This is a genomic window from Burkholderia sp. EMB26 (assembly GCF_024730645.1).
In the GTDB taxonomy this organism is placed as follows: domain Bacteria; phylum Pseudomonadota; class Gammaproteobacteria; order Burkholderiales; family Burkholderiaceae; genus Burkholderia; species Burkholderia cenocepacia.
Genome location: NZ_CP078071.1, coordinates 654603 through 680358, shown reverse-complemented (window position 1 = coordinate 680358; position 25756 = coordinate 654603). Strand labels below are relative to the sequence as shown.

General features: G+C 67.8%; 29 protein-coding genes. 25 read left to right on the top strand and 4 right to left on the bottom strand.

The window, feature by feature from the left end; all coding sequences use genetic code 11:
- Window positions 1-54: 54 nt before the first annotated feature.
- Window positions 55-237, top strand: a complete 183-nt coding sequence (locus tag KU887_RS19775; protein WP_006495243.1) for a hypothetical protein — start codon at window positions 55-57, stop codon at window positions 235-237.
- Window positions 230-727 (top strand): lysozyme, encoded by a 498-nt coding sequence (locus KU887_RS19770; RefSeq protein WP_258257430.1) that lies wholly within the window; start codon window positions 230-232, stop codon window positions 725-727. The genes KU887_RS19775 and KU887_RS19770 overlap by 8 nt, the downstream gene beginning before the upstream one ends.
- Before the next feature lie 19 nt (window positions 728-746).
- Here KU887_RS19770 and KU887_RS19765 read toward each other — a convergent pair whose 3' ends face one another.
- Entirely contained in the window at window positions 747-1052 is a 306-nt protein-coding gene (locus KU887_RS19765; protein WP_258257428.1) for a hypothetical protein, read from the bottom strand.
- A 60-nt stretch (window positions 1053-1112) separates the two neighbouring features.
- On the opposite strand from KU887_RS19765, the gene KU887_RS19760 reads away from it, so the two are divergent.
- Genes KU887_RS19760 through KU887_RS19750 form a run of 3 tightly spaced genes read left to right on the top strand, consistent with a single transcriptional unit; the run spans window position 1113 to window position 2373 of the window.
- Entirely contained in the window at window positions 1113-1661 is a 549-nt protein-coding gene (locus KU887_RS19760; RefSeq protein WP_258257427.1) for a hypothetical protein, read from the top strand.
- On the top strand, window positions 1658-2134 hold the full coding sequence (locus tag KU887_RS19755) for a DUF2514 domain-containing protein (RefSeq protein ID WP_258257425.1): 477 nt from the start codon (window positions 1658-1660) through the stop codon (window positions 2132-2134). Before KU887_RS19760 ends, KU887_RS19755 begins: the two co-directional genes overlap by 4 nt.
- A 38-nt stretch (window positions 2135-2172) precedes the next feature.
- Complete coding sequence (locus tag KU887_RS19750) at window positions 2173-2373, top strand: hypothetical protein (RefSeq protein WP_196446209.1); 201 nt, start codon at window positions 2173-2175, stop codon at window positions 2371-2373.
- A gap of 28 nt (window positions 2374-2401) precedes the next feature.
- Here KU887_RS19750 and KU887_RS19745 read toward each other — a convergent pair whose 3' ends face one another.
- A complete protein-coding gene (locus KU887_RS19745; RefSeq protein WP_258257416.1) occupies window positions 2402-2791 on the bottom strand; it encodes a hypothetical protein in 390 nt (129 codons plus the stop codon).
- A gap of 43 nt (window positions 2792-2834) precedes the next feature.
- On the bottom strand, window positions 2835-3290 hold the full coding sequence (locus KU887_RS19740; protein ID WP_027813659.1) for a hypothetical protein: 456 nt from the start codon (window positions 3288-3290) through the stop codon (window positions 2835-2837).
- A gap of 80 nt (window positions 3291-3370) precedes the next feature.
- On the opposite strand from KU887_RS19740, the gene KU887_RS19735 reads away from it, so the two are divergent.
- Window positions 3371-4042, top strand: coding sequence for an SOS response-associated peptidase (locus KU887_RS19735; protein ID WP_258257409.1), 672 nt, complete (start codon window positions 3371-3373; stop codon window positions 4040-4042).
- 34 nt (window positions 4043-4076) lie between these two features.
- On the opposite strand, the gene KU887_RS19730 is transcribed toward KU887_RS19735, so the two are convergent.
- A complete protein-coding gene (locus KU887_RS19730; RefSeq protein WP_258257407.1) occupies window positions 4077-5090 on the bottom strand; it encodes a DUF3800 domain-containing protein in 1014 nt (337 codons plus the stop codon).
- Window positions 5091-5338: 248 nt separating this feature from the next.
- Between KU887_RS19730 and KU887_RS19725 the strand changes: the two genes are divergently transcribed.
- From KU887_RS19725 to KU887_RS19635, 19 genes are all read left to right on the top strand, one after another.
- A complete protein-coding gene (locus KU887_RS19725; protein ID WP_258258411.1) occupies window positions 5339-5770 on the top strand; it encodes a type II toxin-antitoxin system VapC family toxin in 432 nt (143 codons plus the stop codon).
- Between the two features lie 259 nt (window positions 5771-6029).
- Window positions 6030-6926: a VOC family protein gene (locus tag KU887_RS19720; protein WP_058903174.1), complete on the top strand. Its 897-nt coding sequence runs from the start codon at window positions 6030-6032 to the stop codon at window positions 6924-6926.
- Between the two features lie 9 nt (window positions 6927-6935).
- Complete coding sequence (locus tag KU887_RS19715) at window positions 6936-7829, top strand: CoA transferase subunit A (RefSeq protein ID WP_258257403.1); 894 nt, start codon at window positions 6936-6938, stop codon at window positions 7827-7829.
- A 10-nt stretch (window positions 7830-7839) separates the two neighbouring features.
- Window positions 7840-8637 (top strand): CoA-transferase subunit beta, encoded by a 798-nt coding sequence (locus KU887_RS19710; protein ID WP_006481539.1) that lies wholly within the window; start codon window positions 7840-7842, stop codon window positions 8635-8637.
- An 8-nt stretch (window positions 8638-8645) separates the two neighbouring features.
- Complete coding sequence (locus KU887_RS19705; protein WP_006481536.1) at window positions 8646-9566, top strand: enoyl-CoA hydratase; 921 nt, start codon at window positions 8646-8648, stop codon at window positions 9564-9566.
- The gene (locus tag KU887_RS19700; protein WP_258257398.1) at window positions 9563-10663 is read left to right on the top strand and encodes a nitronate monooxygenase family protein; all 1101 of its coding nucleotides are present in this window, start codon (window positions 9563-9565) and stop codon (window positions 10661-10663) included. Before KU887_RS19705 ends, KU887_RS19700 begins: the two co-directional genes overlap by 4 nt.
- Before the next feature lie 19 nt (window positions 10664-10682).
- Entirely contained in the window at window positions 10683-11498 is an 816-nt protein-coding gene (locus tag KU887_RS19695) for an enoyl-CoA hydratase family protein (RefSeq protein WP_034202288.1), read from the top strand.
- Window positions 11495-12664 carry an acyl-CoA dehydrogenase family protein gene (locus tag KU887_RS19690; RefSeq protein ID WP_006481533.1) on the top strand — a complete coding sequence of 390 codons (1170 nt, stop codon included), beginning with the start codon at window positions 11495-11497 and terminating at the stop codon, window positions 12662-12664. Before KU887_RS19695 ends, KU887_RS19690 begins: the two co-directional genes overlap by 4 nt.
- Window positions 12665-12697: 33 nt before the next feature.
- Complete coding sequence (locus tag KU887_RS19685) at window positions 12698-13768, top strand: acyl-CoA dehydrogenase family protein (protein ID WP_006494774.1); 1071 nt, start codon at window positions 12698-12700, stop codon at window positions 13766-13768.
- Window positions 13765-14916 carry an acetyl-CoA C-acetyltransferase gene (locus KU887_RS19680; RefSeq protein WP_006494775.1) on the top strand — a complete coding sequence of 384 codons (1152 nt, stop codon included), beginning with the start codon at window positions 13765-13767 and terminating at the stop codon, window positions 14914-14916. Before KU887_RS19685 ends, KU887_RS19680 begins: the two co-directional genes overlap by 4 nt.
- A gap of 41 nt (window positions 14917-14957) precedes the next feature.
- Window positions 14958-15836 (top strand): SDR family oxidoreductase, encoded by an 879-nt coding sequence (locus KU887_RS19675; RefSeq protein ID WP_006494776.1) that lies wholly within the window; start codon window positions 14958-14960, stop codon window positions 15834-15836.
- A gap of 3 nt (window positions 15837-15839) precedes the next feature.
- Window positions 15840-17078 carry an acyl-CoA dehydrogenase family protein gene (locus KU887_RS19670; RefSeq protein ID WP_258257392.1) on the top strand — a complete coding sequence of 413 codons (1239 nt, stop codon included), beginning with the start codon at window positions 15840-15842 and terminating at the stop codon, window positions 17076-17078.
- Entirely contained in the window at window positions 17075-18277 is a 1203-nt protein-coding gene (locus KU887_RS19665) for an acyl-CoA dehydrogenase family protein (protein ID WP_058903168.1), read from the top strand. Before KU887_RS19670 ends, KU887_RS19665 begins: the two co-directional genes overlap by 4 nt.
- Window positions 18274-19074 carry an SDR family oxidoreductase gene (locus KU887_RS19660; RefSeq protein ID WP_006481546.1) on the top strand — a complete coding sequence of 267 codons (801 nt, stop codon included), beginning with the start codon at window positions 18274-18276 and terminating at the stop codon, window positions 19072-19074. Before KU887_RS19665 ends, KU887_RS19660 begins: the two co-directional genes overlap by 4 nt.
- Window positions 19074-19559: a MaoC family dehydratase gene (locus KU887_RS19655; protein WP_060263954.1), complete on the top strand. Its 486-nt coding sequence runs from the start codon at window positions 19074-19076 to the stop codon at window positions 19557-19559. Before KU887_RS19660 ends, KU887_RS19655 begins: the two co-directional genes overlap by 1 nt.
- Before the next feature lie 23 nt (window positions 19560-19582).
- Window positions 19583-20788, top strand: coding sequence for an acetyl-CoA C-acyltransferase (locus KU887_RS19650; RefSeq protein WP_060263952.1), 1206 nt, complete (start codon window positions 19583-19585; stop codon window positions 20786-20788).
- Window positions 20789-20947: 159 nt separating this feature from the next.
- Window positions 20948-21910 carry a YCF48-related protein gene (locus tag KU887_RS19645; RefSeq protein ID WP_034202296.1) on the top strand — a complete coding sequence of 321 codons (963 nt, stop codon included), beginning with the start codon at window positions 20948-20950 and terminating at the stop codon, window positions 21908-21910.
- Window positions 21911-22003: 93 nt separating this feature from the next.
- Complete coding sequence (locus tag KU887_RS19640; RefSeq protein ID WP_258257387.1) at window positions 22004-24463, top strand: RND family transporter; 2460 nt, start codon at window positions 22004-22006, stop codon at window positions 24461-24463.
- Window positions 24464-24530: 67 nt separating this feature from the next.
- Complete coding sequence (locus tag KU887_RS19635; protein ID WP_006483025.1) at window positions 24531-25610, top strand: Rieske 2Fe-2S domain-containing protein; 1080 nt, start codon at window positions 24531-24533, stop codon at window positions 25608-25610.
- Window positions 25611-25756: the final 146 nt, after the last annotated feature.

Below are 25756 nucleotides of genomic sequence, written 5' to 3'. Positions count from 1 at the left end.
CTGTCAAGAATATTCACTGCCGCCTTCGGGCGGCTTTTTCATTTCGGGGACTCGATGAAGAACGATCTCGCGGTGAGCGCTGCCAAGGCGGCGCCGGCGGTGGGAAGCAACTTCTGGCTGTGGCTGACCGGCCACGACATCAACTGGTGGGTAGCCGTCGCGACGATCGCGTACATCGGGCTGCAGGCGTACTACCTGGTCAAGAACAAAGGGAAGAGGGCATTGCTCGATGGCTAACGTACCGAAGAAGACACTGGCGGGTGTGGTGGGGGCTGCTGCGGCAGCCCTTCTTTTTTCCATGGTCCCGAAGTTCGAGGGGCTTGAGCTCGTCGCGCGGCCCGACCCGATCGGGATCGTCACGGCCTGCTACGGCGACACGAAGAACGTGCGCGCTGGCCAGCGCTTCACGCCGGAAGAGTGCCGCGCGCGCCTCGAGCAACTGCTGATCGAGCACGCCGAGCCGGTGCTGAAATGCACGCCCGGTCTGAAGGGGCACAAGTTCCAGCTCGCCGCCGCGATCAGCTTCGCCTACAACGTCGGCGCGGGCGCCTACTGCGGCAGCACGACGGCGAAGCGGTTCAACGCCGGCGAATGGAAGGGCGCGTGCCGCGCGATGAATGAATCGGACAGCGGCAAGCAGCAGTGGGTGACGGCCGGCGGCCGCGTGCTGCCCGGCCTGGTGGAGCGGCGCGCCGAAGAGCGCGCATTGTGCGAGAGGGGATTGTAGCTGCGGCCGAATTGGCGAGCTACTCGTACTTGATAGACGATCGATCGACCGGAAAGCCACCGCCTGCGCCGCCGGGCATGCTGTTCGTTCCAAGGGCTCCCCCGCCACCGCCGCCGGTAGTCCATCCGAAGGGCAACGCCCCCGCACCGCCACCAGCAATGCGCTCGGCACTGATCTGCAAAGCACCTTCTGGGGTTAGCTGAAAAGAGATGCGTTCGGTTTCATTGTGCTTGCGCACTACAAATTCAAAACCTTGGCAATCGTCCGGCAAGTCGATCGAGAAAGCAACGTCGCCGTTGCGAGTAACGCCAATGCGCTCTGGCATCTGAATCTCCTCTAAGTCGACCAAGTATAACCGCCATCGAGCGGATCTTCATTTGCAGCCATGACCACACAACAAACACACGAAACCCATCGTACGCTCGAAGAAGACGTTTTCTACCCGGACCACGAGCCACGCACCGAGTCGTCGACGTTCCGCGCGAGCAAGCGCGCGATGAAGGCGGCCGGCGGCTACGTCTGCGCGGTGTGCGGCGACGACCAGGCGGTCGAGTCTCACCACCGGTTCTTCGAATGGGCGTTCTCGCACGCGATCGACTGGAAGTGGATCCGCGGCGTCGCGCTCAACCAGGTCGACACGATGTTCAGCCACAAACTGCAGCAGACCGTGCCGATTCCGCGCCAGCACCCGATCTGGGACGTGATCAAGCTGACGCAGGGCTTCGACTGGGAGGCGTTCGATCCGGCCCGGCCGGAGGCATTCGTCGACTCTACCTACAACCAACTGCTGCTGTGCGCGCTCCATCACCGGGGCAAGGATCACGGCCGGCACGAGGAAAGCGACCCGGTTTGGAGCGTACAGGCGTTCCTGTTGCCGGGCTTCGTCTACTCGCCGGACGAGCTGAAGCAGTTGCATGCGAAGGAGCGGAAATGACCTGGTTCGATCCTCGTGTCTGGCTCGCCGTCATCGTGGCGGCCATCGTCGGCCTGGCCGGCGGTTACTTCAAGGGGCACGCCGACGGCGTACGTACGACGGCCGCCGCGGCGCAGAGGGCTCAGCTCGACGCCGTCGCGGCCGCGCGCGCCGAGGAACAACGCCGCGCCGCGGCTCAATCGGAGATTGCGAAAGATGCAAACCAACAACGCACGGCCGCGCTCGCGGATGCTTTTGCTGCTCGTGCTGCCGCTGGCAGCCTGCAGCAGCGTGTCGACCAGCTCGTCGCAGCCGCCCGCCATCCCGCAGTTGCCACCGGAGGCCCGGCAGCCGGCGACGCCCTCGATCTGCTTGCCGACGTGCTCGGCCGCGCTGACCAGCGCGCGGGCGAGCTGGCAGAGTACGCTGACCGTGCCCGCATCGCCGGCCAGCAGTGCGAGCGCGACTACGACGCGCTGACGCCGATACGTTGATCTACTAGACTTCCGTCGTCTGGGTGACGGAGGCTGTCATGGGCAAACCTGAGATCGACTGGAAAGTGGCCCCGAAGACCGCTCGCTGGTGGGCCATGGATGCCGACGGACGTGCGCACTGGTATTGCATGCCGGACATCAAGCCGTTCACGAACTTCTGGGGTGTCGATATGGTTGAGGCCCCGATGTTCGAATTCGGCGGGGACTGGCGGATGAGCTTAGTCGAGCGGCCAACGTGACCGCCGGCGGTGCCGGGAGCGGTAGGGGCTAGTTGATCGGCTCGAGGTAGAACCCGCGCGCGGTCAGGTCCATCGTGACGTCGCTGAACGAGTCGAAAATGTCGTATCCGCATTCGACGTACGTGGTCTTGGAATCGAATTTGAGTTCCTCGACGTTGCGCTTCCATGTGAGCGGCAAGTCAGTCGAGTGCCCCGGATCGAAGTGGGTGATGATCAGGTACGGAGGGCGGACGCCGCGAGGCGGATGCTGCGTGCGTAGCACGAGTTCGACGTTCACGACGACATGGTGTTCCGGGATGCGGTCTGCGTAGCGCAGCAGGTACGCCCGCAGCGAATGGCCGTCCTTCCGGTCTTGCGCCGAGGCGAAACCGAACCAGTCGTCGTCGGAATCGCTGAATTCTTCCTGAATCGTGCGCATGTCAATCTCCAGTGCGACGAGCGTCCAGAATGCCACATGTGCGTTATTCGTTCATCCGCGCTCGCCGCAGCTCTTCGCGAAGCATGTGGTACAGCTTTCGAAACGGCCCAAACGGGCCGTCCAGATCGCCGCGGTCTGACGTCGCGCGTTCAGTCGATTTCCACCAGTCCATGACCTTTTCGAGAGATTTCCGCAGCGCTACGATCTCGAGGATCAGGCGTCGGACCTCAGGATCGCGGTTGGTGCGCCAGAGCTCGCGCAGTTCCGATTCGGTGGGGGCAATGAAGTCCGGCATCGGAACGATGCGGCGGCATGGGTCCCTGAGTGGTACCAAATTTCGATCGACTTTCGTTTCCTCCAGCGCGCGGACGTCCGATTCGTCGGGGAATTGCCCGGTCAGTGACTGAAATTCAGCTCGCGTGACAGGGAGGCGCGTGCGCCGGCGTTCTCCGGATTCGACGTCCGTGTACTCCCAGATGTAGGCCCAGCGCGGTTTCATGATGTGACATCGTACTGTATGGATATACAGTGTAGCGCGGGGTAAGATGGGGCCGTCAAGACCGAAAATAGGGGACGGCGATGTGCACGAACTACGTGGCGCCGGGCGAAGATCCGGGCCTGAGCGAGCTCAAGATCGACAACTTCCGCGATCTGTACCGATGGACGCCATGGAAACCCGAGATCTACCAAGACTACGACGCGCCGATCGTCGGGTACGTCGACGGGCAGTTCAAGCCGCTGATCGCCAACTTCGGCTTCTGGCCGCGCGCGCTGCAAAAGGCCAATGTCGAGAAGGCGAAGGCGGCGGGGCGCAAGCCGCCGATCATGCGGAGCACGATGAACGTGCGCGACGACAACCTCGGGAAGTCGCCGTTGTACGCGCCGGCGTGGCGCGCCGGGCGGCGGTGCCTGATCCCCGCGAAATGGATCTACGAGCCGAACTGGGAGACGGGGAAGCACATCCGCTACCGAATCGGGCTCGCCGGCTGGCGGCCGCTTTGCGTTGCCGGCATTTGGCGGACGCTGCAACGCCCGGATGGCACCGAGCAGCACACCATGGCGATGATCACGGTCAACGGCGACGAGCATCCGATCATGAAGCACATGCACCGACCCGGCGACGAGAAACGGTCGGTCGTGATCCTGCGGCCTGACGACTGGGAGGAATGGTTGACGACGCCGAACGTAGAGGCTGCGCGCGCGATGCTGCAGCTTTATCCGGCCGAGGATATGGCGGCAGAGCCGTCGTGATTTGAGCCACGCTTGTTCGCTCGCATCAAATCGACTATTTCGTCAACATTGGTCGAGAGTATCTGCTCATGAGTCGAACAAACGCTGTCGCACTGTCATCGGGTATCCCCTCCTGATCCAGCGATAGCAAGCGAACTGTCGTCTCGCCCTTAGGCGCTTGGAGCATATTCATGCCCAGTGCCCTCGCTACTATCTCGGGGGCGTCAAAGTTTGCTCGAAGGACGCGACGTATGCCTGAGGCAATCAAGTCTGCAACTTGAACGCCGGAGACTTTCTGCGAGTCCACGTATTTAAAGTCATCGTTGATAATCTTCCCGATGTTCGCGGCGTTTCCACTTCTAGTGTCGACATCCAATCCATAAGTCTCTTTGAGATAGTTCGGTTCAGTGCCGGGGGCATACTCAAATCGCTTGAAGTGACGATAGTCTTCACCTTCAATAATGATCATGGGATCTCGCAACGACTTAGTCTGCAGCACTCCCGGCAAGATACTCTGGAATGCCTTGTCATACGGATTGGGTATGCGATCCTTCTGATCCACGCGCCACCGAAAGTGAGCCAAAGCTATGGGTTCTCGTTGCACGTAGTATGCGGTCGCATACTTCACAACCGTATGTACGAGTTCAGCTTGCAGTACAAGTTGCGTGTAGAGCTGCAACGGCAGCGCGCTGATCTTGTCCGCGAGGTCTGTGACCGCCCTCCGGCCACCTTCGTATAGCATGTGGTCAATATTTTTCCTGATCTTGGCGACCTGAAGTTCCTGATGGCACTGTATTTCATCACGACGATGCAGGCTGACGTCGACGGCTACCGAGAAAACTATACCCCCCAATATTCTCAATTCGGTCAGGAATTTGACGAAATCATCCTCCGGGATAGCCCCTAGTTTTACTTCGGCCCCTGCGCCGTGCGTGAAGCGCAATTTTGAGACGAGCGCGTCTAATGGACGTCGCTTTGATTCAGGCACAACGAAGGCGGCGATCGCGCACCAAGCGTTCTCCTTATCGGAAAATGAGAACGTTCCAGATTCGTCGATGAATATAAACATGTGTCGTGTGAGCCTTGATGGAGCAAACGTTGGATGCTAACGACGAACTATCTCATTTCGGCGTGCGTCGGCTTCGTTGTATGCCTAAACCTGATCGCCATTATGAGCTAGCATCGCAGACGAACCGAGCAAATATGGTGTTCAGAACCCTATGGCAAGTCCTTGATTTTACTGGCGTCAAGGTGCAGACTTTGACCGGTGTTTTTGGCTCAAAATCTGCACTCAACCGATTGAAAACAAAAGGAAATATGCCGGAACGTCAGGCATTTTTGATTGATACGAACGTCATCAGCGAAATCAGGAAGGGCAAGCGAACCAACCGCGGCGTGCGGGCGTTCTTCAGGCAGGCCGAAGCCGACGCGAGCCCGCTTTACCTGTCCGTCGTGACGGTGGCCGAGTTGCGGCGCGGTGTCGACCTGATCCGTCATCGCGGCGATCACAGCCAGGCGTCGGCGCTCGAGGCCTGGCTGACGATGATCCTGTCCGGCTATGCGCCGAACATCCTGCCGGTCGATGTCGAAACCGGCCAGATGTGGGGGCATTTGCGCGTGCCCGATCCGACGCACGAACTCGACAAGCTGATCGCGGCCACCGCGTTGATCAACGATTTGACGGTCGTCACGCGCAACGTCGACGATTTCGCTCGCACCGGCGTCCAGTTGCTGAATCCGTTCGAGTAACGTCGCGGCAGGCGGTCTGCCGGTCGCGCGAAGCCGGGGCGGGCGGTGACCGCCCGGCAGGCGAACGCACCGCCCTGGCTGCCGTGACCGGCCGCCACCTTTCACCCGCCGAGCACCGAATCCTCCTGCGGCGCGCTTCCGCGCCGCCATCCCCGCCTTTTACCGCCCGTCCTCTCGTCCCAACAGACGATGTAACGCCACCCCCGACCGGCCAGAATCCTTTCACGAACAACGGATTCTGAACCAGGAGGAGGCCGACATGATCGATGTCCGTGCGCTGGGCTACGTCGTCGTCGAGGCGACGCGCGTCGATGCGTGGCGCCGCTACGCGGAAGACGTGCTGGGCATGCAGGCGCTCGACGCGCCCGACGGCGCGCTTTATCTGAAGATGGACGAGCGCGATTTCCGCTACGTGATCGTTCCCGGCGCGGCCGACCGCTATTTCGCATCGGGCTGGGAATTGCCCGACGGCGCCGCGTTCGACGCCGCGCTCGCGGCGCTGCAGCGCGCCGGCGTCGAGCCGGTGCGCGCCAGCCGCGACGAAGCCGCGTTGCGCCGCGTGCAGGCGATGGCGTGGTGCACCGATCCGTCCGGCAACCGCCACGAGCTGTACTGGGGCGCACGCTGCGACTTTCGCCGCTTCGTGTCGCCGCTGGGCGTCGCGCGTTTCGTCACCGGCGACATGGGGCTCGGCCACGCGGTGCTGCCCGCGCCGCAGTTCGACGCGACCGATGCGTTCGTGCGCGGCGTGCTCGGCTTCGAGCTGTCCGACATCTACCGCGTGAAGTTCACGCCGGACCCGGCCGAACCGGAAAAGCGCATCCATTTCATGCACTGCCGCAACGCGCGCCATCACAGCCTCGCGCTGTTCGAGATGGCCGTGCCGTCCGGCTGCGTGCACGTGATGGCCGAAGTCGATTCGATGGACGAAGTGGGCCGCGCGCTGGACCGCGTCGCCGCGCACGACGTGAAGATGTCCGCGACGCTCGGCCGGCACTGCAACGACCAGATGATCTCTTTCTACATGAAGACCCCCGGCGGCTTCGATCTCGAATACGGCTTCGGCGGCCTCACGGTCGACTGGTCGAAGCACGCGGTGTTCGAGGCCACGAAGGTGAGCCAGTGGGGCCACGATTTCAGCATCGGATACCGGTAAGCCAGCACGATGACGATGAAACCTCTCGACAAGACGATGTCCGCGCGCGACGTGGTCGCGCAACTCGCCGACGGCATGACGATCGGCATCGGCGGCTGGGGGCCGCGGCGCAAGCCGATGGCGCTGGTGCGCGAAATCGCGCGCTCGAACCTGAAGGACCTCACGATCGTCGCGTACGGCGGCGCCGACGTGGGCCTGCTGTGCGCGGCGGGCAAGGTGCGCAAGGTGGTGTTCGGCTTCGTGTCGCTCGACGTGATCCCGCTCGAGCCGCATTTCCGTCGCGCCCGCGAGCAGGGCCGCATCGACGTGCTCGAACTCGACGAAGGGATGCTGCAGCTCGGCCTGCGCGCGGCCGCCGCACGCCTGCCGTTCCTGCCGACGCGCGCCGGGCTCGGCACCGCGCTGCTCGATCACGCGCCGCAACTGCGCACGGTGCAGTCGCCGTACGACGACTGCGAGACGCTGCTCGCGATGCCGGCGATCGAACTCGACGTCGCGCTGCTGCACGTGAACGCGGCCGACCGGATGGGCAACACGCGCATCGACGGCCCCGATCCGTTCTTCGATGCGTGGATGGCGCGCGCCGCGCGGCGCTGCTACGTATCGGCGGAAACGGTCGATGCGTCGCTCGCGAGCGACGACCTCGACGCCGCGCGCCGCAACCCGTTCGAGCGCTCGCTCGTCGCGGGCGTCGTGCACGCACCGGGTGGCGCGCATCCGACGTCGTGCGGGCCGGCCTACGGCTGGGACCTGCCGCACCTGCGCGCGTACTGCACCAGCGCGGAAGACGACGCCAGGACGGCGGCGTACCTGCGCGACGTGGTTGGCCAGGACGAACGTCAGTACCTCGAAGGCGTCGGCGGGCTGTCGCACGTGACGACGCTGCCGTTGCCGATTCTGTAAAGGAGCGCCTGTGAGCGAATCTCTCGACCATTCCCTCGCGGAACTGATGATCGTCGCGTCCGCGCGACTGTGGCGCGACGACGGCGAAGTGCTGGCGACCGGCATCGGCACGGGCCCGCGGCTCGCGGCCGGCCTCGCGCGGCTCGCGTACAACAACGGGTTGATGCTGACCGACGGCGAAGCGTATCTCGTCGAGGAGCCGGTGCCGCTCGGCCCGCGCCCCGACGGCTATCGCGTGAAGGCGAGCGGCTGGATGACCTACGAGCGCGTGTTCGACTGCCTGTGGCACGGGCGCCGCCATGCGCTGGTGATGCCGACGCAGATCGATCGCTTCGGCCAGGCCAACATTTCGTGGCTCGGCGACGACTACGCGCACCCGAAAACCCAGTTGCTCGGCGCACGCGGCTTCCCCGGCAACACGACGAACCACGCGAACTCGTTCTTCGTCAGCGGCCATGGCAAGCGCACGTTCGTCGAACGCGAAGTCGACATGGTGTGCACGGTCGGCTACAACCCGGCGCGCCGGCTGCCCGGGATGAAGACCTTCGTCGACCTGCGCAGCATCGTCACCGACCTGTGCGTGATGGATTTCGGCGGCCCCGACCACGCGATCCGCGTGCGCTCGCTGCACCCGGGCGTGAGCTTCGACGAGGTGCAGGACGCGACCGGTTTCCCGCTGCTTGCCTCGCCGGACATCGGCACGACGGCAGCGCCGAACGCGGAAGACCTGCGCATCGTGCGCGCGCTCGATCCGCACAACCTGCGCGCGACGATCGTGCGCAACAATCCGGCGCCGCGCCGGGGATGAGGGCCGACATGGAAGCGACCCGGATGACGTTCGGCGACGGTGTCGTCGACTACGCGCTCGAGGACGGCATCGCGACGATCACGATGAACCGCCCCGACTACCACAACGCGCAGAACTCGAAGATGACGTATGCGCTCGACGCGGCGTTCCGGCGCGCGGCGCACGACGACGCGGTGAAGGCGATCGTGCTCGCGGGCGCCGGCAAGCATTTCTCGGCCGGTCACGACATCGGCACGCCGGGCCGCGACATCCACGAGTCGTTCGAGCGCGCGTCGCTGTGGTACGACCACGTCGACAAGGCAGGCGGCGAATTCCTCTATGCGCGCGAGCAGGAGGTGTATCTCGGCATGTGCCGGCGCTGGCGCGACCTGCCGAAGCCGACGATCGCGATGGTGCAGGGCGCGTGCATCGCCGGCGGGCTGATGCTCGCGTGGGTGTGCGACCTGATCGTCGCGTCGGAGGATGCGTTCTTTGCCGATCCGGTCGTGCGGATGGGGATTCCGGGCGTCGAGTATTTCGCCCACGCGTACGAGCTGAATCCGCGCATCGCGAAGGAATTCCTGTTTCTCGGCGAGCGGATGCCGGCCGAGCGCGCGTACCAGATGGGGATGGTCAACCGCGTGGTGCCGCGCGAGCGGCTGCGCGACGCGACCTACGCGATCGCCGCGAAGATCGCGACGATGCCGCGCCTCGGGCTCACGCTGACCAAGCAGGCGCTGAATCACGTCGAGGAACTGCAAGGCAAGCGCGCGGCGATGGACGCGGCGTTCGCGTGGCATCACTTCGCGCATGCGCACAACGAGCTCGTGAGCGGCGACCGCCTCGGCGGTTACGACGCCCGCAGCATGGCGAGCTCGCAACGCCAGCCGAACGGCGCGGACCGCGCGGACGCGCCGGCACCGGTCGCCGTCAACGGAGCCGCCGCATGAGCACGACACTTCACGGCCCGCTGCATACGCCGCTGTGCGACCTGCTCGGCTGCCGCTACCCGATCGTGCAGACCGCGATGGGCTGGGTGGCCGACGCGCGGCTCGTCGCCGCCACGAGCAACGCCGGCGGATTCGGCTTCCTGGCCGGGGCGACGCTCGAACCGGAGCAGGTCGAGGCCGAGATCCTGAAGGTGAAGTCGCTGACGGATCGGCCGTTCGGCATCAACTTCCACATGTTCCAGAAGAACGCCGCGCAGGTGGTCGATCTCGCGATCGAGCACCGGCTGCGCGCGGTCAGCTACGGGCGCGGCCCCGATGCGAAGACGATCCGCCGTTTCAAGGATGCCGGCATCGTCTGCATGCCGACCGTCGGCGCGCCGAAGCATGCGGCGAAGGCCGTCGAACTAGGCGCGGACATCGTGACGGTGCAGGGCGCGGAAGGCGGCGGCCACACGGGCGCGGTGCCGACCACGCTGCTGCTGCCGAAGGTGCTCGACGCGGTGCGCGTGCCGGTCGTCGCGGCCGGTGGCTTCTTCGACGGGCGCGGACTGGCGGCCGCGCTCGCGTACGGCGCGGCCGGCATCGCGATGGGTACGCGCTTCCTGATGACCGCGGAATCGCCGGTGCCGCGCGCGACGCTCGAGCGCTACGTGGCGGTCGGCGACCCGGCGCGCATCCGCGTGTCGGACGCGCTCGACGGGCTGCCGCAACGAATGATCGACAACCCGTACCTGCTGAAGCTCGAACGTTTCGGCCCGCTGCGCCGCACGTGGTTCGCGCTGAAGACGGCCGACGCGTGGCGGCGCCAGAACGGGCTGAGCACGGCCGACATGCTCGGCCTCGCGATCAAGGCGCTGCGCTCGCACGACTACACGGCCAGCCAGACGCTGATGGCCGCGAACGCGCCGTTCCTGATCCAGCGCGCGATCGTCGAAGGCCGCCCCGACGAAGGCGTGCTGCCGAGCGGCCAGGCGGCCGCGATGATCGGCGCGATCGAATCGTGCGATGCACTGATCGCGCGAATCGTCGCGGAAGCCGGCGAGCGTCTCGACGCACTGGCCGCGCTGCGCGGCGCGGCAGCGACGCAGGCCGCATGACGAACATCACAGGGAGGCAATGGAGATGGCAGCAACCAATCAACCGGCCGGCGCGATGCCGTTCCGGATCGATCGCGCGGACGGCATCGCCGAGCTGGTGATCGCCCATCCGCCGGTGAACGCGCTCGACGCGCACGGCTGGCAGGCGCTGTCCCGCGCGCTCGACGCGCTCGGCGAGGACGACGACGTGCGCGTGATCGTCGTGCGCGGCGAAGGCCGCGGCTTTTGCGCGGGCGTCGACATCAAGGAGCTGGCCGCGCATCCGGAGCGGATCGTGGCGGTCAACGCGGGCAACTACGAGACGTTCCGCGCGGTGCACCGCAATCCGAAGCCGGTGATCGCGGCGGTGCACGGCTTCGTGCTCGGCGGCGGGATCGGCATCTGCGGTGCGGCGGACATCGTCGTCGCGGCCGACTGCGCGCGTTTCGGCGTGCCCGAGATCGACCGCGGCGCGATGGGCGGCGGCGCGCACCTGCAGCGGCTGTTCGGCGTGCAGAAGGTGCGCGCGATGTACTTCACCGGCGACATGATCGACGCGGCCGAAGCGTACCGGCTCGGCGCGCTCGAGCAGGTGGTGACGCGCGACGCGCTGCGCGACGCGGCGCTCGCGATCGCCCGCAAGATCGCCGCGAAGAGCCCGGCGATGGTGCGGCTCGCGAAGGAGGCGCTGAACGGCGTCGAGGACGGCGATCTCGAAGACAAGTACCGCTGGGAGCAGGGCTTCACGCTGCAGGCATACATGACGAACGATTCGACGGAAGCGCGCGCCGCGTTCGTCGAGAAGCGCGACGCGCATTTCGACGCACGCGCCAGCGCCGCGGAGGCACGCGCATGAACCTGACCTATACGCCGCAACAGCAGGCGTTTCGCGCGGAAATCCGCGCATGGCTCGCCGCGCACGTGCCGCGCGAGCGGCTGCCGAGCTTCGACACCGAGGCAGGCTTCGCCGCGCACCGCCAATGGGAGCGCACGCTGCACTCGGGCCGCTGGAGCATGGTCACGTGGCCGCGCGAGCTGGGCGGGCGCGGCTGCGACCTGATCGAATGGCTGATCTTCGAGGAAGAGTACTGGCGCGCGGATGCGCCGATGCGCGTGAACCAGAACGGCATCTTCCTGCTCGGGCCGACGTTGATGGATTTCGGCACGGATGCGCAGAAGGCGCGCTTCCTGCCCGCGATGGCGGCCGGCGAGCACGTGTGGGCGCAGGGCTGGTCGGAGCCGAACGCGGGCTCGGACATGGCCGCGATCCGCACGACCGCCACCCGGATCGGCGACGAATACGTGCTGAACGGCCAGAAGATCTGGTCGACCCGCGCGGTGTGGGCCGACTGGCTGTTCGGGCTGTTCCGCAGCGATCCCGAATCGACGCGTCACCACGGCTTGACGTTCCTGATGGTGCCGCTGTCCGCGCCCGGCATCACGGTGCGGCCGATCCGCCAGTTGAACGGGCAGACCGGCTTCGCGGAGATTTTCTTCGACGACGTGCGCGTGCCGGTCGAGAACCGGCTCGCGGCCGAAGGCGCCGGCTGGCAGGTCGCGATGGCGACGGCCGGTTTCGAGCGCGGGCTGATGCTGCGTTCGCCCGCGCGCTTCCAGCGCACCGCGCAGGCGTTGCGCGACCTGTATCTCGCGCACCGCGACAGCGCGGACCGCGATCCGACGCTGCGCGAACGCGTGGTGCAGGCCTGGATGGACGCGCAGGCGTATGCGCTGTCGACCTATGCGACCGCGAGCCGGCTGCTGAAGGGCGGCCACATCGGCGCGGAGTCGAGCACCAACAAGGTGTTCTGGTCGGAGCTCGACCTGCGCATGCATCAGACCGCGCTCGACATCCTCGGCGCGCATGGCGAGGTCGTCCCGCAGACGGCCGCGCAGCACGCGACGCTCGGCCACTGGCTCGACGGTTTCCTGTTCGCGCAGGCCGGCACGATCTACGCGGGCACCAACGAGATCCAGCGCAACATCGTCGCCGAACGGATGCTCGGCATGCCGCGCGCGTAAGCGCGCCGGCGACACTCACTGAACGGACATCGTATGGATTTCGTATTCGATGAAGACCAGGAAGCGCTCGCGGACAGCGTGAAGCGCCTGCTGATGACCGAGATGACGCCCGAGCTGATCCGCGAGCTGTGGGCGACGCCGACCGGGCGCTCGGATGACCTGTGGGCATTGTTCGCGTCGCAGGGGCTGACCGCCGTGTCGGTGCCCGAAGCACACGGCGGCCTCGGCCTGACCGAAGCGGAATGGGCGCTGCTCGCGCAGGCCTACGGCTATTTCGGCAGCCCCGAGCCGCTGCTCGACACGGCGCTCGTGTCGGCCGGCGTGCTGGCGCGGCTGCCCGCGAGCGACTGGCGCGACGCGCTGCTGCGCGACATCGCCGAAGGGCGGGCGCGCGTCGCGCTCGTGCATCCGGTGAACCCGTATGCGGCCGACGTGCATGTCGCGGACACGCTGCTGTGCGAACACCGCGGCGAGCTGCACCGCGTCGATCCCGCGCAGTGCGCATGGCGCGCGGTCGACAGCGTCGATCCGTCGCGGCGCCTGTTCACGCTCGACTGGGAGCCGTCGGCGGCCACCCGCATCGCGAGCGCCGACGAAGCCGCGCCGCTGCTGAACCGCGCGCTCGACCATGGCGCGTTCGCGGTCGCCGCGCAACTGCTCGGCCTCACGCAGCGCGTGCTCGACGTCGCGATCGACTACAGCGCGCAGCGCAAGCAGTTCGGCAAGGCGATCGGCTCGTACCAGGCGCTCAAGCATTTGCTCGCCGACGTCGCCATCCGCTACGAGTTCGCACGGCCGGTGGTCGCGCGCGCCGCGCAGGCGATCGCCGACGATCACCCGCAGCGCGCGGTGTTCGTGTCGCACGCGAAGCTCGCCGCGATGTCGGCCGCGCAACTGGCCGCGCGCCACGCGATGCAGGTGCACGGCGCGATCGGCTACACGTGGGAGCTCGATCTGCAGATCTTCATGAAGCGCATCTGGGCGCTGTCCGGCAGTTGGGGCGACAGCGCGTTCCACAAGGCCCGCGTGGCCGACGCGATCCTCGGCGACGCATTGCCGATCGGCCCCGCGCAGACCTTCGATTTCGAGGAAACGAACCGATGAAACAAGCCTATATCGTCGACGCGCTGCGCACGCCCACCGGCCGCCGCAAGGGCGGGCTCGCGCACGTGCATGCGGCGGACCTCGGCGGCTTCGTGCTGAAGACGCTCGTCGAGCGCAACGCGATCCCGGCCGACGAATACGACGACGTGGTGTTCGGCTGCGTCGACACGATCGGCCCGCTCGCGGGCAACATCGCGCGTACCTGCTGGCTCGCGGCCGGGCTGCCGCTGCAGGTGCCGGGCGTGACGGTCGACCGCCAGTGCGGCTCGTCGCAGCAGGCCGTGCACTTCGCCGCGCAGGCCGTGATGAGCGGCGTGCAGGACGTGGTCGTCGCCGGTGGCGTGCAGACGATGACGCAGATCCCGATCTCGTCCGCGATGACCTGCGCGGCGCCGCTCGGCTTCACCGATCCGTTCTCGGGTAGCGCCGGCTGGCGCGCGCGCTTCGGCGACGCGCCGGTGTCGCAGTTCGTCGCCGCGCAGCGGATCGCCGATCACTGGAATCTGTCGCGCGACGCGATGGAGCGTTACGCGCTGGAGAGCCACCGCCGCGCGGTCGCGGCGATCGAGGCCGGTCATTTCAAGCGGGAGATCGTGCCGTTCGAAGGGGTGATGCATGACGAGACGCCGCGCCCCGACACGTCGCTCGACAAGATGGCGACGCTCGAACCGCTGACGCCGGGCGGCTCGCTGACGGCCGCCGTCGCGAGCCAGACCTGCGATGCGGCCGCGGCGCTCCTGATCGTGTCGGAGGAGGCGCTCAAGCGCTACGACCTCACGCCGCGCGCACGCATTCATCACCTGAGCGTGCTCGGCGACGATCCGCTGTGGATGCTCACCGCGCCGATTCCGGCGACCCGGGCTGCGTTGAAGAAGAGCGGGCTCGATCTGGCGCGGATCGACGTCGTCGAGCTGAACGAGGCGTTCGCGTCGGTTGCGCAGGCGTGGCTGGCCGATACGCGTTTTCCGCACGAAAAGACCAACCCGAACGGCGGCGCGATCGCGCTCGGCCATCCGCTCGGCGCGACCGGCGCGCGGCTGATGACGACGCTGTTGCACGAGCTGGAACGCACGGGCGGCCGCTACGGGCTGCAGACGATGTGCGAAGGCGGCGGCCTCGCGAACGTCACGATCATCGAGCGCCTGTGAGCGCGTCACTTTCACCATCTCAGGATCCACGAGGCACCAGCATGGGAATCTGCAACGGACGCACCGTCATCATCACCGGCGCGGGCGGCGGGCTCGGGCGCGAATACGCGCTCGCGTTCGCGGCCGAGGGCGCGGCGGTCGTCGTCAACGACATCCGGCACGACGCCGCGCAGGCCGTGTGCGACGAGATCGCGCGGCGCGGCGGCCGCGCGCTCGCGAATTCGGACGACATCACCCGGGTCGACACGGCGCAGCGGATCGTCGATGCCGCACGCGCTGCGTTCGGCGACGTGCACGTGCTCGTCAACAACGCGGGCATCTGCCGCGACAAGATGTTCACGAGCATGACCGAAACCGACTGGGACGACGTGATGCGCGTGCATTTGCGCGGCCACTTCTGTCTGTCGAGCGTGCTGGCACGCGCGTGGCGCGACGCCGCGAAGGCCGGTAACCCGGTCGACGCGCGGATCGTCAACACGAGTTCGGGCGCCGGGCTGCAAGGCTCGATCGGCCAGTCGAACTACGGCGCGGCAAAGGCGGGGATCGCCGCGCTCACGCTGATGCAGGCGGCGGAACTCCAGCGCTATGGCGTGCGCGTGAACGCGCTGGCGCCGGCCGCGCGCACGTCGATGACCGAAGGCGTGTTCGCCGACATGATGAAGAAGCCCGAGGACGGCGGCTTCGATTATTTCGATCCGGCCAACGTCGCGCCGCTGGTGGTGTGGCTCGGCAGCGCGCAGTCGGCCGACGTGACGGGCCAGGTGTTCGAGGTCGCGGGCGGGATGATCGCGGTCGCCGAAGGCTGGCGCACCGGCCCCCGTGTCGATCGCGGCGCGCGCTGGGCGGCGGCAGAGGTTGGCCCGGCGGTTGCTCGACTGCTGGCCGACGCGCGGCCCGCGCAGCGCGTGTACGGGAGCTGACCGATGGATCTGGCGCTCACCGACGAACAGGCGATGATCCGCGACGCGGCGGCCGACGTGCTCGCCGAACGCAGCGCGTCCGCCGACGTACGCCGCGCGATCGAGCAATCGGCCGGCCGCGACGATGCGCTGTGGGCCGCGCTCGCGGGCGAACTCGGCTGGAACGCGCTTGCGCTGCCGGAAGCGGCGGGCGGGCTCGGGCTCGGCGCGGTCGAACAGACGGTGCTGATGGAGCAGCTCGGCCGGCGCGTCGCGTGCGTGCCGTATTTTTCGACCGCGTGCCTGGCGGCGACCGCACTGGCTGGCTGCCGCGAGGCGGCCGGCGCCGCCGGCTGGCTTGCAAAGATCGCCGAAGGCGCGTGCAGTGCGACGCTGGCGCTGCCATTCGAGATGCCCGCAGGTTCGTGGTCGTTGCAGGTCGTCGCGGAAGAGGCCGCGAGCGGCTACGCGCTGTCCGGCGAGGTCGCACAGGTGATCGACGGCGTGCGCGCCGATCTGCTGCTGATTCCCGCCCGGATCGCGAACGAAGGGCAGTCGATCGGTTTGTTCGCGATCGACGTCGCAACGGCAACGGGCCTGACCGTCACGCCGCTCGACACGCTCGATGCGACGCGGCCGATCGCGCGCATCGTCCTCGACGAAACGCGCGTGAGCCGCGACGCGCTGCTCGCCGTCGGCGCCGCCACGGCCCGGACGATGGAACGCACCGCCTGGTTCGCGGCGCTCGCGCTGGCCGCCGAACAGCTCGGCGGCGCGCAGCAATGCCTCGACCTGACGCTCGACTACACGAGCCAGCGCGTGCAGTTCGGCCGGGCGATCGCGTCGTTCCAGGCCGTCAAGCATCGATGCGCGCAGATGATGGTGCTGATCGAAGCGGCGCGTTCGGCCGTACTCGGCGCCGCGCACGCATGGGATGCCGAAACCGGCGCGATGCCGGGCGCCGCGTTGCGCGCCGACATCGCGGCCGCGAAGGCCGCCGCGAACGATGCGTATGCGTTCTGCGCGCAGGAAGCGATCCAGTTGCATGGCGGCGTCGGTTTCACGTGGGAATACGACCCGCATCTCTATTTCAAGCGCGCACAGGCGTCGAGCGCTCAGTTCGGCAGCACGCCGCACCTGCTCGAATGGATCGCATCCCGTGCGATCGACGGCGGCGCATCGCCGCGCGACGAAGCACGGGCAGCGTCGCCGGTTTCGATCGCCACGCGTGCGTCGGCCGCGCGCGCAGGAGCCCTCCAATGAACAGCGAAACGCGTGAACGGCAATTGCGGCACGAAGTGGCGGACTGGGTGCAATCGCACCTGACCGGCGAATTCGCATGCCTGAAATACCGCGGCGGCCCCGGCGACGAGGAAGCGTGGCCCGCGTTGCGCAAGGCGTGGGAGCGCGAACTGGCCAACGGCGGCTGGACCGGCCTCGGCTGGCCGACCCGCCAGGGCGGGCGCGGCTTCTCGGTCGCCGAGCAGGTGATCTTTCACGAGGAATATGCGCGCGCCGGCGGTCCCGGACGGATGGGCCACATCGGCGAAGGGCTGCTTGGGCCGACGCTCGTCGCGTGCGGCACCGACGACCAGCGCGCGCGCTTCCTGCCCGGCATCCTGGCCGGCACGCAGTTCTGGTGCCAGGGCTACTCGGAGCCCGGCGCGGGTTCGGACCTCGCCAACGTCCGCACGCGCGCCGAGCAGGACCCGGACGGCGCGTGGCGCGTGCACGGCCAGAAGGTATGGACGTCGCTCGCGCACGATTCCGACTGGATCTTCGTGCTCGCCCGCACCGATCCCGCGTCGACGGGCAACAAGGGGCTGTCGTTCCTGCTGATGCCGCTCGACCAGCCGGGCATCGAGATCCGGCCGATCAGGCAGCTCAACGGCGGCGCGGAATTCAACGAGGTGTTCTTCGACGGCGCGCGGGCCGACGCACGCGATCTGGTCGGCGCGGCCGGCGACGGCTGGCGGATCGCGATGACGCTGCTCGGCTTCGAGCGCGGGATGTCGACGCTCGGCCAGCAGATGCAGTTCGTCCGCGAACTCGAATGGGTGATCGACGCGGCGCGCGAATCGGGCGCGGACCGCGACCCCGTGCTGCGCCAGCGGATCGGCCGCGCGTGGGCCGGGCTGCGCGTGATGCGCTACAACGCGCTGCGGATGCTGTCCGGCGCGGACGATGCCGACGGCGGCTCGGGTGCGTCGCTGCGGCGCGAGGCGCTGATCTACAAGTACTTCTGGTCGAACTGGCACCGCGATCTCGGCCAGCTCGCGATGGACGCACTCGGCCCGCGCGCGAACGTGCTCGATCCGGCCGACGACAAGCTCACCCATCTGCAGCGCGTATTCCTGTTCTCCCGCGCGGACACGATCTACGCGGGCACCAACGAAATCCAGCTCAACATCATGGCCGAGCGCGGGCTCGGCATGCCAAGAGAACCACGAGGCACAGCATGACCGAACCCCAGATCCAGAAAGCGCCGGCATACGTTCCCGGCCATCAGTTGCTCGCCGGCAAATCGGTGTTGATCACGGCTGCCGCGGGCGCCGGCATCGGCTTCGCGGCCGCGCGCCGCTGCGCGGAGGAAGGCTGCCGCGCGCTGTTCATTTCGGATATCCACGACAAGCGCCTCGCACAGGCCGTCGAGACGCTGCGCGCGGAAACCGGGCTGCAGCAGGTCCATGGCCGCCTGTGCAACGTCGCGGTCGAGGCCGACGTGCAGGCGCTGGTCGCCGAAGCGCAGGACAGGCTCGACGGCGTCGACGTGCTGATCAACAACGCCGGGCTCGGCGGATCGACCCGCATCGTCGATATGGACGATGCCGAATGGTCGCGCGTGATCGACATTAGCCTCACTGGGACGTTCCGGATGACGCGCGCGATGCTGCCGCACATGCAGGCCCGCGGCCGCGGCGCGATCGTCAACAACGCATCGGTGCTCGGCTGGCGTGCGCAGGCGGAACAGGCGCACTACGCGGCGGCGAAGGCGGGCGTGATGGCGCTCACGCGCTGCGCGGCGCTCGAGGCGTCGCCGTACGGCGTGCGCATCAACGCGGTCGCGCCGAGCATCGCGATGCACGATTTTCTGAAGAAGTCGGCTCCGGCCGATTTGCTGAATCAACTGGCGTCGCGCGAAGCCTTCGGGCGCGCCGCCGAAGTCTGGGAGGTTGCGAACGTGATGGTGTTCCTGGCAAGCGATTACGCGTCGTACATGACGGGCGAAGTGCTGTCGGTCAGCAGCCAGCACGCATGATGGATACGACCCTCGACTCCGTCCGCGCGACGCCGCGCGTGTTCGCGCATCCCGGCGAACTCGCGGCCGCCGTCGGCGACACGCTCGGCGCGAGCGCGTGGCTCGCGATCGACCAGATCCGCATCGACGGCTTCGCCGATGCGACGGGCGATCACCAGTGGGTGCACGTCGATCCGGTGCGTGCGAAGGACGGCCCGTTCGGCGCGTGCATCGCGCACGGCTACCTGACGCTGGCGCTCGTCAATCATTTCCTGCCGCAGATCGTGCGCATCGACGGCGCGCGGCTCGGCGTCAACTACGGCTGCGACAGGATCCGTTTTCCCGCGCCGGTGAAGGTCGGCGCACGCGTGCGCGGCGTGGGCGAGCTGCTGCGCGTCGAGCCGCTCGACGGCGGCGTGCAGGCATGGATTCGCGTGACCGTCGAGATCGACGGCGAGGCCAGGCCCGGCTGCGTGGCCGACACGATCAGCCGCTATTACTTCTAGTTTCCGATTCAGAGAGCCAGCACATGGAAGACGCAGTCATCGTTTCCGTCGCACGCACGCCGATCGGCAAGGCGTTTCGCGGCATGTTCAACGACACCGAGGCGCCCGCGCTGGGCGGCCACGTCGTGCGCGCCGCGCTCGAACGCGCGGGCGTCGCGCCGGCCGACGTCGACGACGTGCTGATCGGCTGCGCCGCGCAGCAGGGCACGCAGGGCTACAACATCGGCCGTCTGTCGGCCGCGGCGGCCGGGCTGCCGGCGTCGGTGCCGGGGATGGCGATCGACCGCATGTGCTCGTCGGGCCTGATGTCGATCGCGAGCGCGGCGCGCAGCATCGGCGCGGGCGATGCGCGAATCGTCGTCGCGGGCGGCGTCGAGTCGATCTCGCTCACGCAGAACAAGCACAAGAACGCGTATCGCGCGCGTTCGCAGGCCGTGCTCGAGCACCAGCCCGACGCGTACATCGCGATGATGGAAACGGCCGAGATCGTGTCGCGCCGCTACGGCATTTCGCGCGCGGCGCAGGACGCATTCGCGCTGCAGAGCCACCAGCGCACCGCCGGCGCGCAGGCAGCCGGCCGCTTCGACGCGGAAATCGCGCCGCTCGACGTGCGGCGCGCGCTGTTCGACAAGGAAGGCAATCCGGCCGGCCACGAAGCGGTGCGCGCGGCGCGCGACGAGGGCGTGCGCGCCGACACGACGGCCGAGCGGCTCGCGGGGCTGAAGCCGTCGTGGAGCGGCGGCAAGCTCGTCGAGCAGGGCGAGTTCGTGACCGCGGGCAACGCATCGCAGCTGTCGGACGGCGCGGCGGCCGTGGTCGTGATGTCGCGCGCCGAGGCGACGCGTCGCGGGCTGACGCCGCTCGGCGCGTTCCGCGGCCTCGCGGTGGCAGGCTGCGCGCCGGACGAGATGGGTATCGGCCCGGTGTTCGCGATTCCGAAGCTGCTGGCGCGCTTCGGGATGACCGTGGCCGACGTCGGGTTGTGGGAGCTGAACGAGGCATTCGCGTGCCAGGCGCTGTACTGCCGCGACACGCTCGGCATCCCGGACGACCGGTTGAACGTGGACGGCGGCGCGATCGCGCTCGGCCATCCGTTCGGGATGTCGGGCACGCGGATGACGATGCACGCGTTGCTCGAAGGCGCGCGGCGCGGTGTGCGGCACGCGGTCGTGACGATGTGCATCGGCGGCGGGATGGGGGCGGCCGCGCTGTTCGACGTCGGCGCATAACGTCCGGTAGCGGCACGCGGACGAGCCGCGCCGCACGAGCGGCCATCCATTCAGGACCCTTCGAGGCCGCGGCAACGACCGACGGCCCGGAGACTGGCGGCCGACGGTGGCCGGCGCTTCGGCGCCTGCCGCCGTCGACCGCAGACACAGGAGACAAGCATGAAACGAACCTTGCCCGGACTCGCGATATCGGCGCTCGTGCTCGGCGCCGCGCTGTTCGCATTCTCGCCGCGCCCGCTGCCGGCGTTCCCGGTCACCGCGATCCATGCCGACCGATTGCAGATCAACGGGCTCGCCCGTGCCGGCACGACGCGCATCGTCGCGGTCGGCGAGCGCGGCGTGATCCTGCTGAGCGACGACGCGGGTGCGCACTGGCGGCCGGCGGCGATCGCGCACGACCCGGCATCGACGCTCACGCAGGTGCGCTTCATCACGCCGACGCTCGGGATCGCGGTCGGCCACGACGGGCGGATCGTGCGCAGCGACGACGCGGGCATGCACTGGCGCGAGGTGCACATCGACCACGACCATTCCGATCCGCTGCTGTCGATCTGGGGCACCGCCGACGGCCCGCTGTTCGCGGCCGGCAGCTTCGGCCAGCTGCTGCGCTCGGACGATGCGGGTGTCAACTGGCGGACGGTGAAGACGCCGGCCGGCGACCGCCACCTGAACGCGATCGTCGGTGACGGCCGCGGCAACCTGCTGGTCGCGGGCGAGAGCGGCACGCTGCTGCGCTCGGCCGACAACGGCGTCACGTGGGACAAGCCGCCGTCGCCGTACGCGGGTTCGCTGTTCGGCGCGCTGATGCTCGCGAACGGCGACTGGGTCGCATACGGGATGCGCGGCAACGTGGTGCGCAGCACCGATCACGGCGCGACCTGGACGCACGTCGACAGCCACGTGCCGGTGTCGTATTTCGGCGCGACGCAGCTCGCGGATGGCGAACTCGTGCTGGTCGGCCAGGGCGGCGCGATCGTCGTGTCGAAAGACGGCGGGCTGACTTTCGACGTACGCAAGCTCGGCGGCGTGCAGAGCCTCGCGGCCGTGCTCGACATGGGGCACGGCGCGCTGCTGCTCGGCGGCGAATCCGGCGTCGCGCCGCTCGCCGTGTCGCCGTCCTGACGCGCGGCCCGGCGGCCGCGATCGATGCAGCCGCCGTTTTTCGCCCGTATCCGTTCGTTTCGCATCGCCCGTCCGTCCCGACACGAGAATTCCATGAACGACCTGTCCCGTCCCCCTGAAGCCGTTTCCGCGTCGCGCCTCGCCACGTTCGTCGAGCGCTGCGCCAACACGATCATCCGCCGGCGCCGGCTGCTGATGCTGCTGTGCGTCGCGGTGACGCTCGCGCTCGGGCTGTCCGCGACGCGGCTCAAGCTCGATCCGGGCTTCAACAAGATGATCCCGATGCAGCACCCGTACATGCAGGTGTTCGAACGCTATGCGGGGGCGTTCCCCGGCGCGAACACGATCCTCGTGAGCCTGCGCTGGAAGGGTGACGGCGACATCTACAACCAGACCTTCATGGACGCGCTGCGCCACGCGACCGACGACGTGTTCTTCATCCCCGGCGTGAACCGTTCGCGCGTGTTCTCACTGTTCACGCCGAACGTCCACTACACCGAGGTGACCGAGGCCGGTTTTCGCGGCGACGTGGTGGTGCCCGGCCAGTTCTCGAGCGCGAACCCGGACGATCTCGCGAAGGTGCGCCGCAACGTCGCGCGCTCGGGGCAGACCGGCCGGCTGGTCGGCAACGACCTGAAGTCGGCGCTGATCCGCGCGGAACTGCGCGAGACCGATCCCGCGACCGGCAAGCGGCTCGACTACAGCGCGGTCGCGCACCAGCTGGAGGAGATTCGCGCGAAGTACGCGAAACGGGGCATCGACGTGAACATCATCGGCTTCGCGAAGCTGGTGGGCGACGTCGAAGCCGGGATCGCCGGCGTGATGGCGTTCTTCGCGCTCGCGTTCCTCGTCACGGCCGCGCTGCTGTTCGCGTATACGCGTTCGCTGAAGACCACCGCGCTGGCGCTCGTCGTCGCGCTGCTGCCGGTCGTCTGGCTGCTCGGCGCGCTGCCGCTGCTCGGGCTCGGCATCGACCCGATGTCGATCCTCGTGCCGTTCCTGATCTTCTCGATCGGCGTGTCGCACGCGGTGCAGATGACCAACGCGTGGAAGCAGGCGCTGGTGCGCGGCGCGTCGTCGGTCGACGCCGCGCGCGACGCGTTCCGCAAGCTGTTCGTGCCGGGCACCGTCGCGCTGCTGACCAACGCGCTCGGCTTCATGGTGATCATGCGGATCAGGATCGACATCGTGCGTGAACTCGGCATCACCGCATGCCTCGGCGTGCTGCTGATGATCGTGACCAACAAGGTGTTCCTGCCGATCCTGCTGTCGTACACGCGGCTCGAGCCCGGCACGCTGGCGCGCGCGCAGCGCACCGCGGCGGCCGGCGGCAGCCGGATGTGGTCGCGCTTCGCGGCGTTCGCGCGGCCGGCGCCGGCGCTCGGCGTGTGCGCGGTGGCGCTCGCGCTGCTCGCGTACGGCACGCTCGAATCGCGCCGGCTGGAGATCGGCGACATCGGCACCGGCGCGCCGGAGCTGCGCGCGAACTCGCGCTACAACGTCGACAACGCGGCGATCACGCACCAGTACAACATCGGCGTGGACGTGCTGTCGGTGATCGTCGAGACGACCGGCTTCGACGACGCATGCCTGCATTACCCGGTGATGAGCGCGATCGAACGGTTCGAGATGAACATGCGCGGCGTGGCCGGCGTGCAGTCGGTGACGAGCGTCGCGTCGCAGGGCAAGGTGTTCATCGCCGCGTTCAACGAAGGCAACCCGCGCTGGGCCGCGCTGCCGCGTTCCAGCGACGGGCTCACGCAGGGCGCCAACGCGTTCGATCCCGACAACGGGATGAACACCGCGAACTGCAAGGCGATCCAGGTCCTGATCTACACGAAGAACCACGAAGGCACGACCATCGCGCACATCGTCGACGAGATCAAGCGCTTCGCGGCCGAGAACCCGACGCCGAACGTCGCGTTCCGGCTCGCGGGCGGCAACGTCGGCGTGATGGCCGCGACCAACGAGGCGGTCGGCGACGCGGAGATCGCGATGCTGCTGTCGATCTTCGGCGCGATCGCGCTGCTCTGCGCGCTCACGTTCCGCTCGTGGCGCGCGGTGCTGAGCATCATCGTGCCGCTCACGCTCGTGTCGATCCTGTGCAACGCGGTGATGGCGCGGCTCGGCATCGGGCTGAAGGTCGCGACGCTGCCGGTGATCACGCTCGGCGTGGGCGTCGGCGTCGACTACGGGATCTACCTGTACGAGCGCCTGCAGCACGACCTCCGCCACGGCGCGACGCTGCCGGACGCGTTCGCCGATGCGATGCGCCAGCGCGGCACGGCGGCGCTGTTCACGGCCGTCACGATGTTCATCGGCGTCGGCACGTGGGCGTTCTCCGCGCTGAAGTTCCAGGTCGACATGGGCGTGCTGCTCGCGTTCATGTTCCTCGTGAACCTGTTCGGCGCGGTGTTCCTGCTGCCCGCGCTCGCCGCGTGGCTCGGCGTCGAGCGTGCCGAGCGCCGCCTGCCGAAGCAGCAGCCGTCGCCTGCGACCCCCGCGCCGCCGCAGCCGGCGCCCGCACTCGAACACGGCAACCCGGTGCGCTGAACGGCGCGCCGATTTTCCCCGCGCGCGGCGGGCCGCCGCGCGCTCTCCACAAGAGGAGTCAACCCACATGTCCGCACGCCCTTACAAGATCGAAGCCCAGCCGCTCGCGCAGCGCTATGCGCGCGGCTGGCACTGCCTCGGCCTCGCCCGCGACTACCAGGACGGCAAGCCGCATACGCTGAACATCTTCGGCCGCAAGCTCGCCGCGTTCGCCGATTCGACCGGCAAGGTCAACGTCGTCGACGCCTATTGCCCGCACATGGGCGCCGACCTGAGCCTCGGCACGGTCCAGGGCGACACCCTCGTGTGCCCGTTCCACGGCTGGGCGTGGAACGGCGAAGGGCAGTGCGCGTCGATTCCGTACTGCAAGCGGATTCCGCCGAAGGCGCGCATCGGCGCGTGGCCGACCTGCGAGGAAAACAACCTGCTGTTCGTGTGGAACGACCCGGAAGGCCATGCGCCGCCGGCCGAGGTCGCGATTCCGCGCCTCGACGTGTGTTTCTCGGACGAATGGTCGGGCTGGGTCATCGACAAGATGGTGATCCACGCGAATTGCCGCGAGCTGGTCGACAACATCTCGGACGTCGCGCACTTCGCGACCGTGCACCGTGCGCCGATCGACTATTTCGCGAACCTGTTCGAGCACCACAAGGCGACGCAGTTGTTGGTCGGCCGCAGCGAGAAGCTCGGCGGCGACAGCCTGACCGCGCTGTCGACCTATTTCGGGCCGGCCGTGCACATCACGCAGATGACGGGGCAGAGCAACGGGCAGCCGATCCATTCGGTGCTGCTGAACTGCCACGTGCCGATCGACATGAACAGCTTCGAGCTGCGGTACGGCGTGATCGTGAAGAAGGTGGCCGGACTGTCCGACGAGCAGAACATGGAGATCGCGAATGCGTACGTGAAGGAAGCGCAGCGCGCGTTCTACGAGGACGTGGACATCTGGCACAGCAAGACGCGGATCGACAACCCGCTGCTGTGCGAAGGCGACGGCCCGCTGTACCAGATGCGCGACTGGTATTCGCAGTTCTACCTGGACGTGGCCGACGTGCGGCCCGCGAGCGTCGCGCGCAAGGCGTTCGAGATGCGCATTCGCGAAGGCGACGCGCCGCCGGCGCTGCATCACGTGTTCGAGCCGCAGTAAGAAAGGGGCAGGCCGGCCGGAAAAGAGGGGCGTATCGAAAGCGCGTCGATCGGCCGGCAACACCCGCCGCAGAAGGCGCGCCGGGCGCCTGCGCTTGTGCGCCGCACCAAAAGAACTTGACGAAACGGCCGCTACCGCGTAGTGTC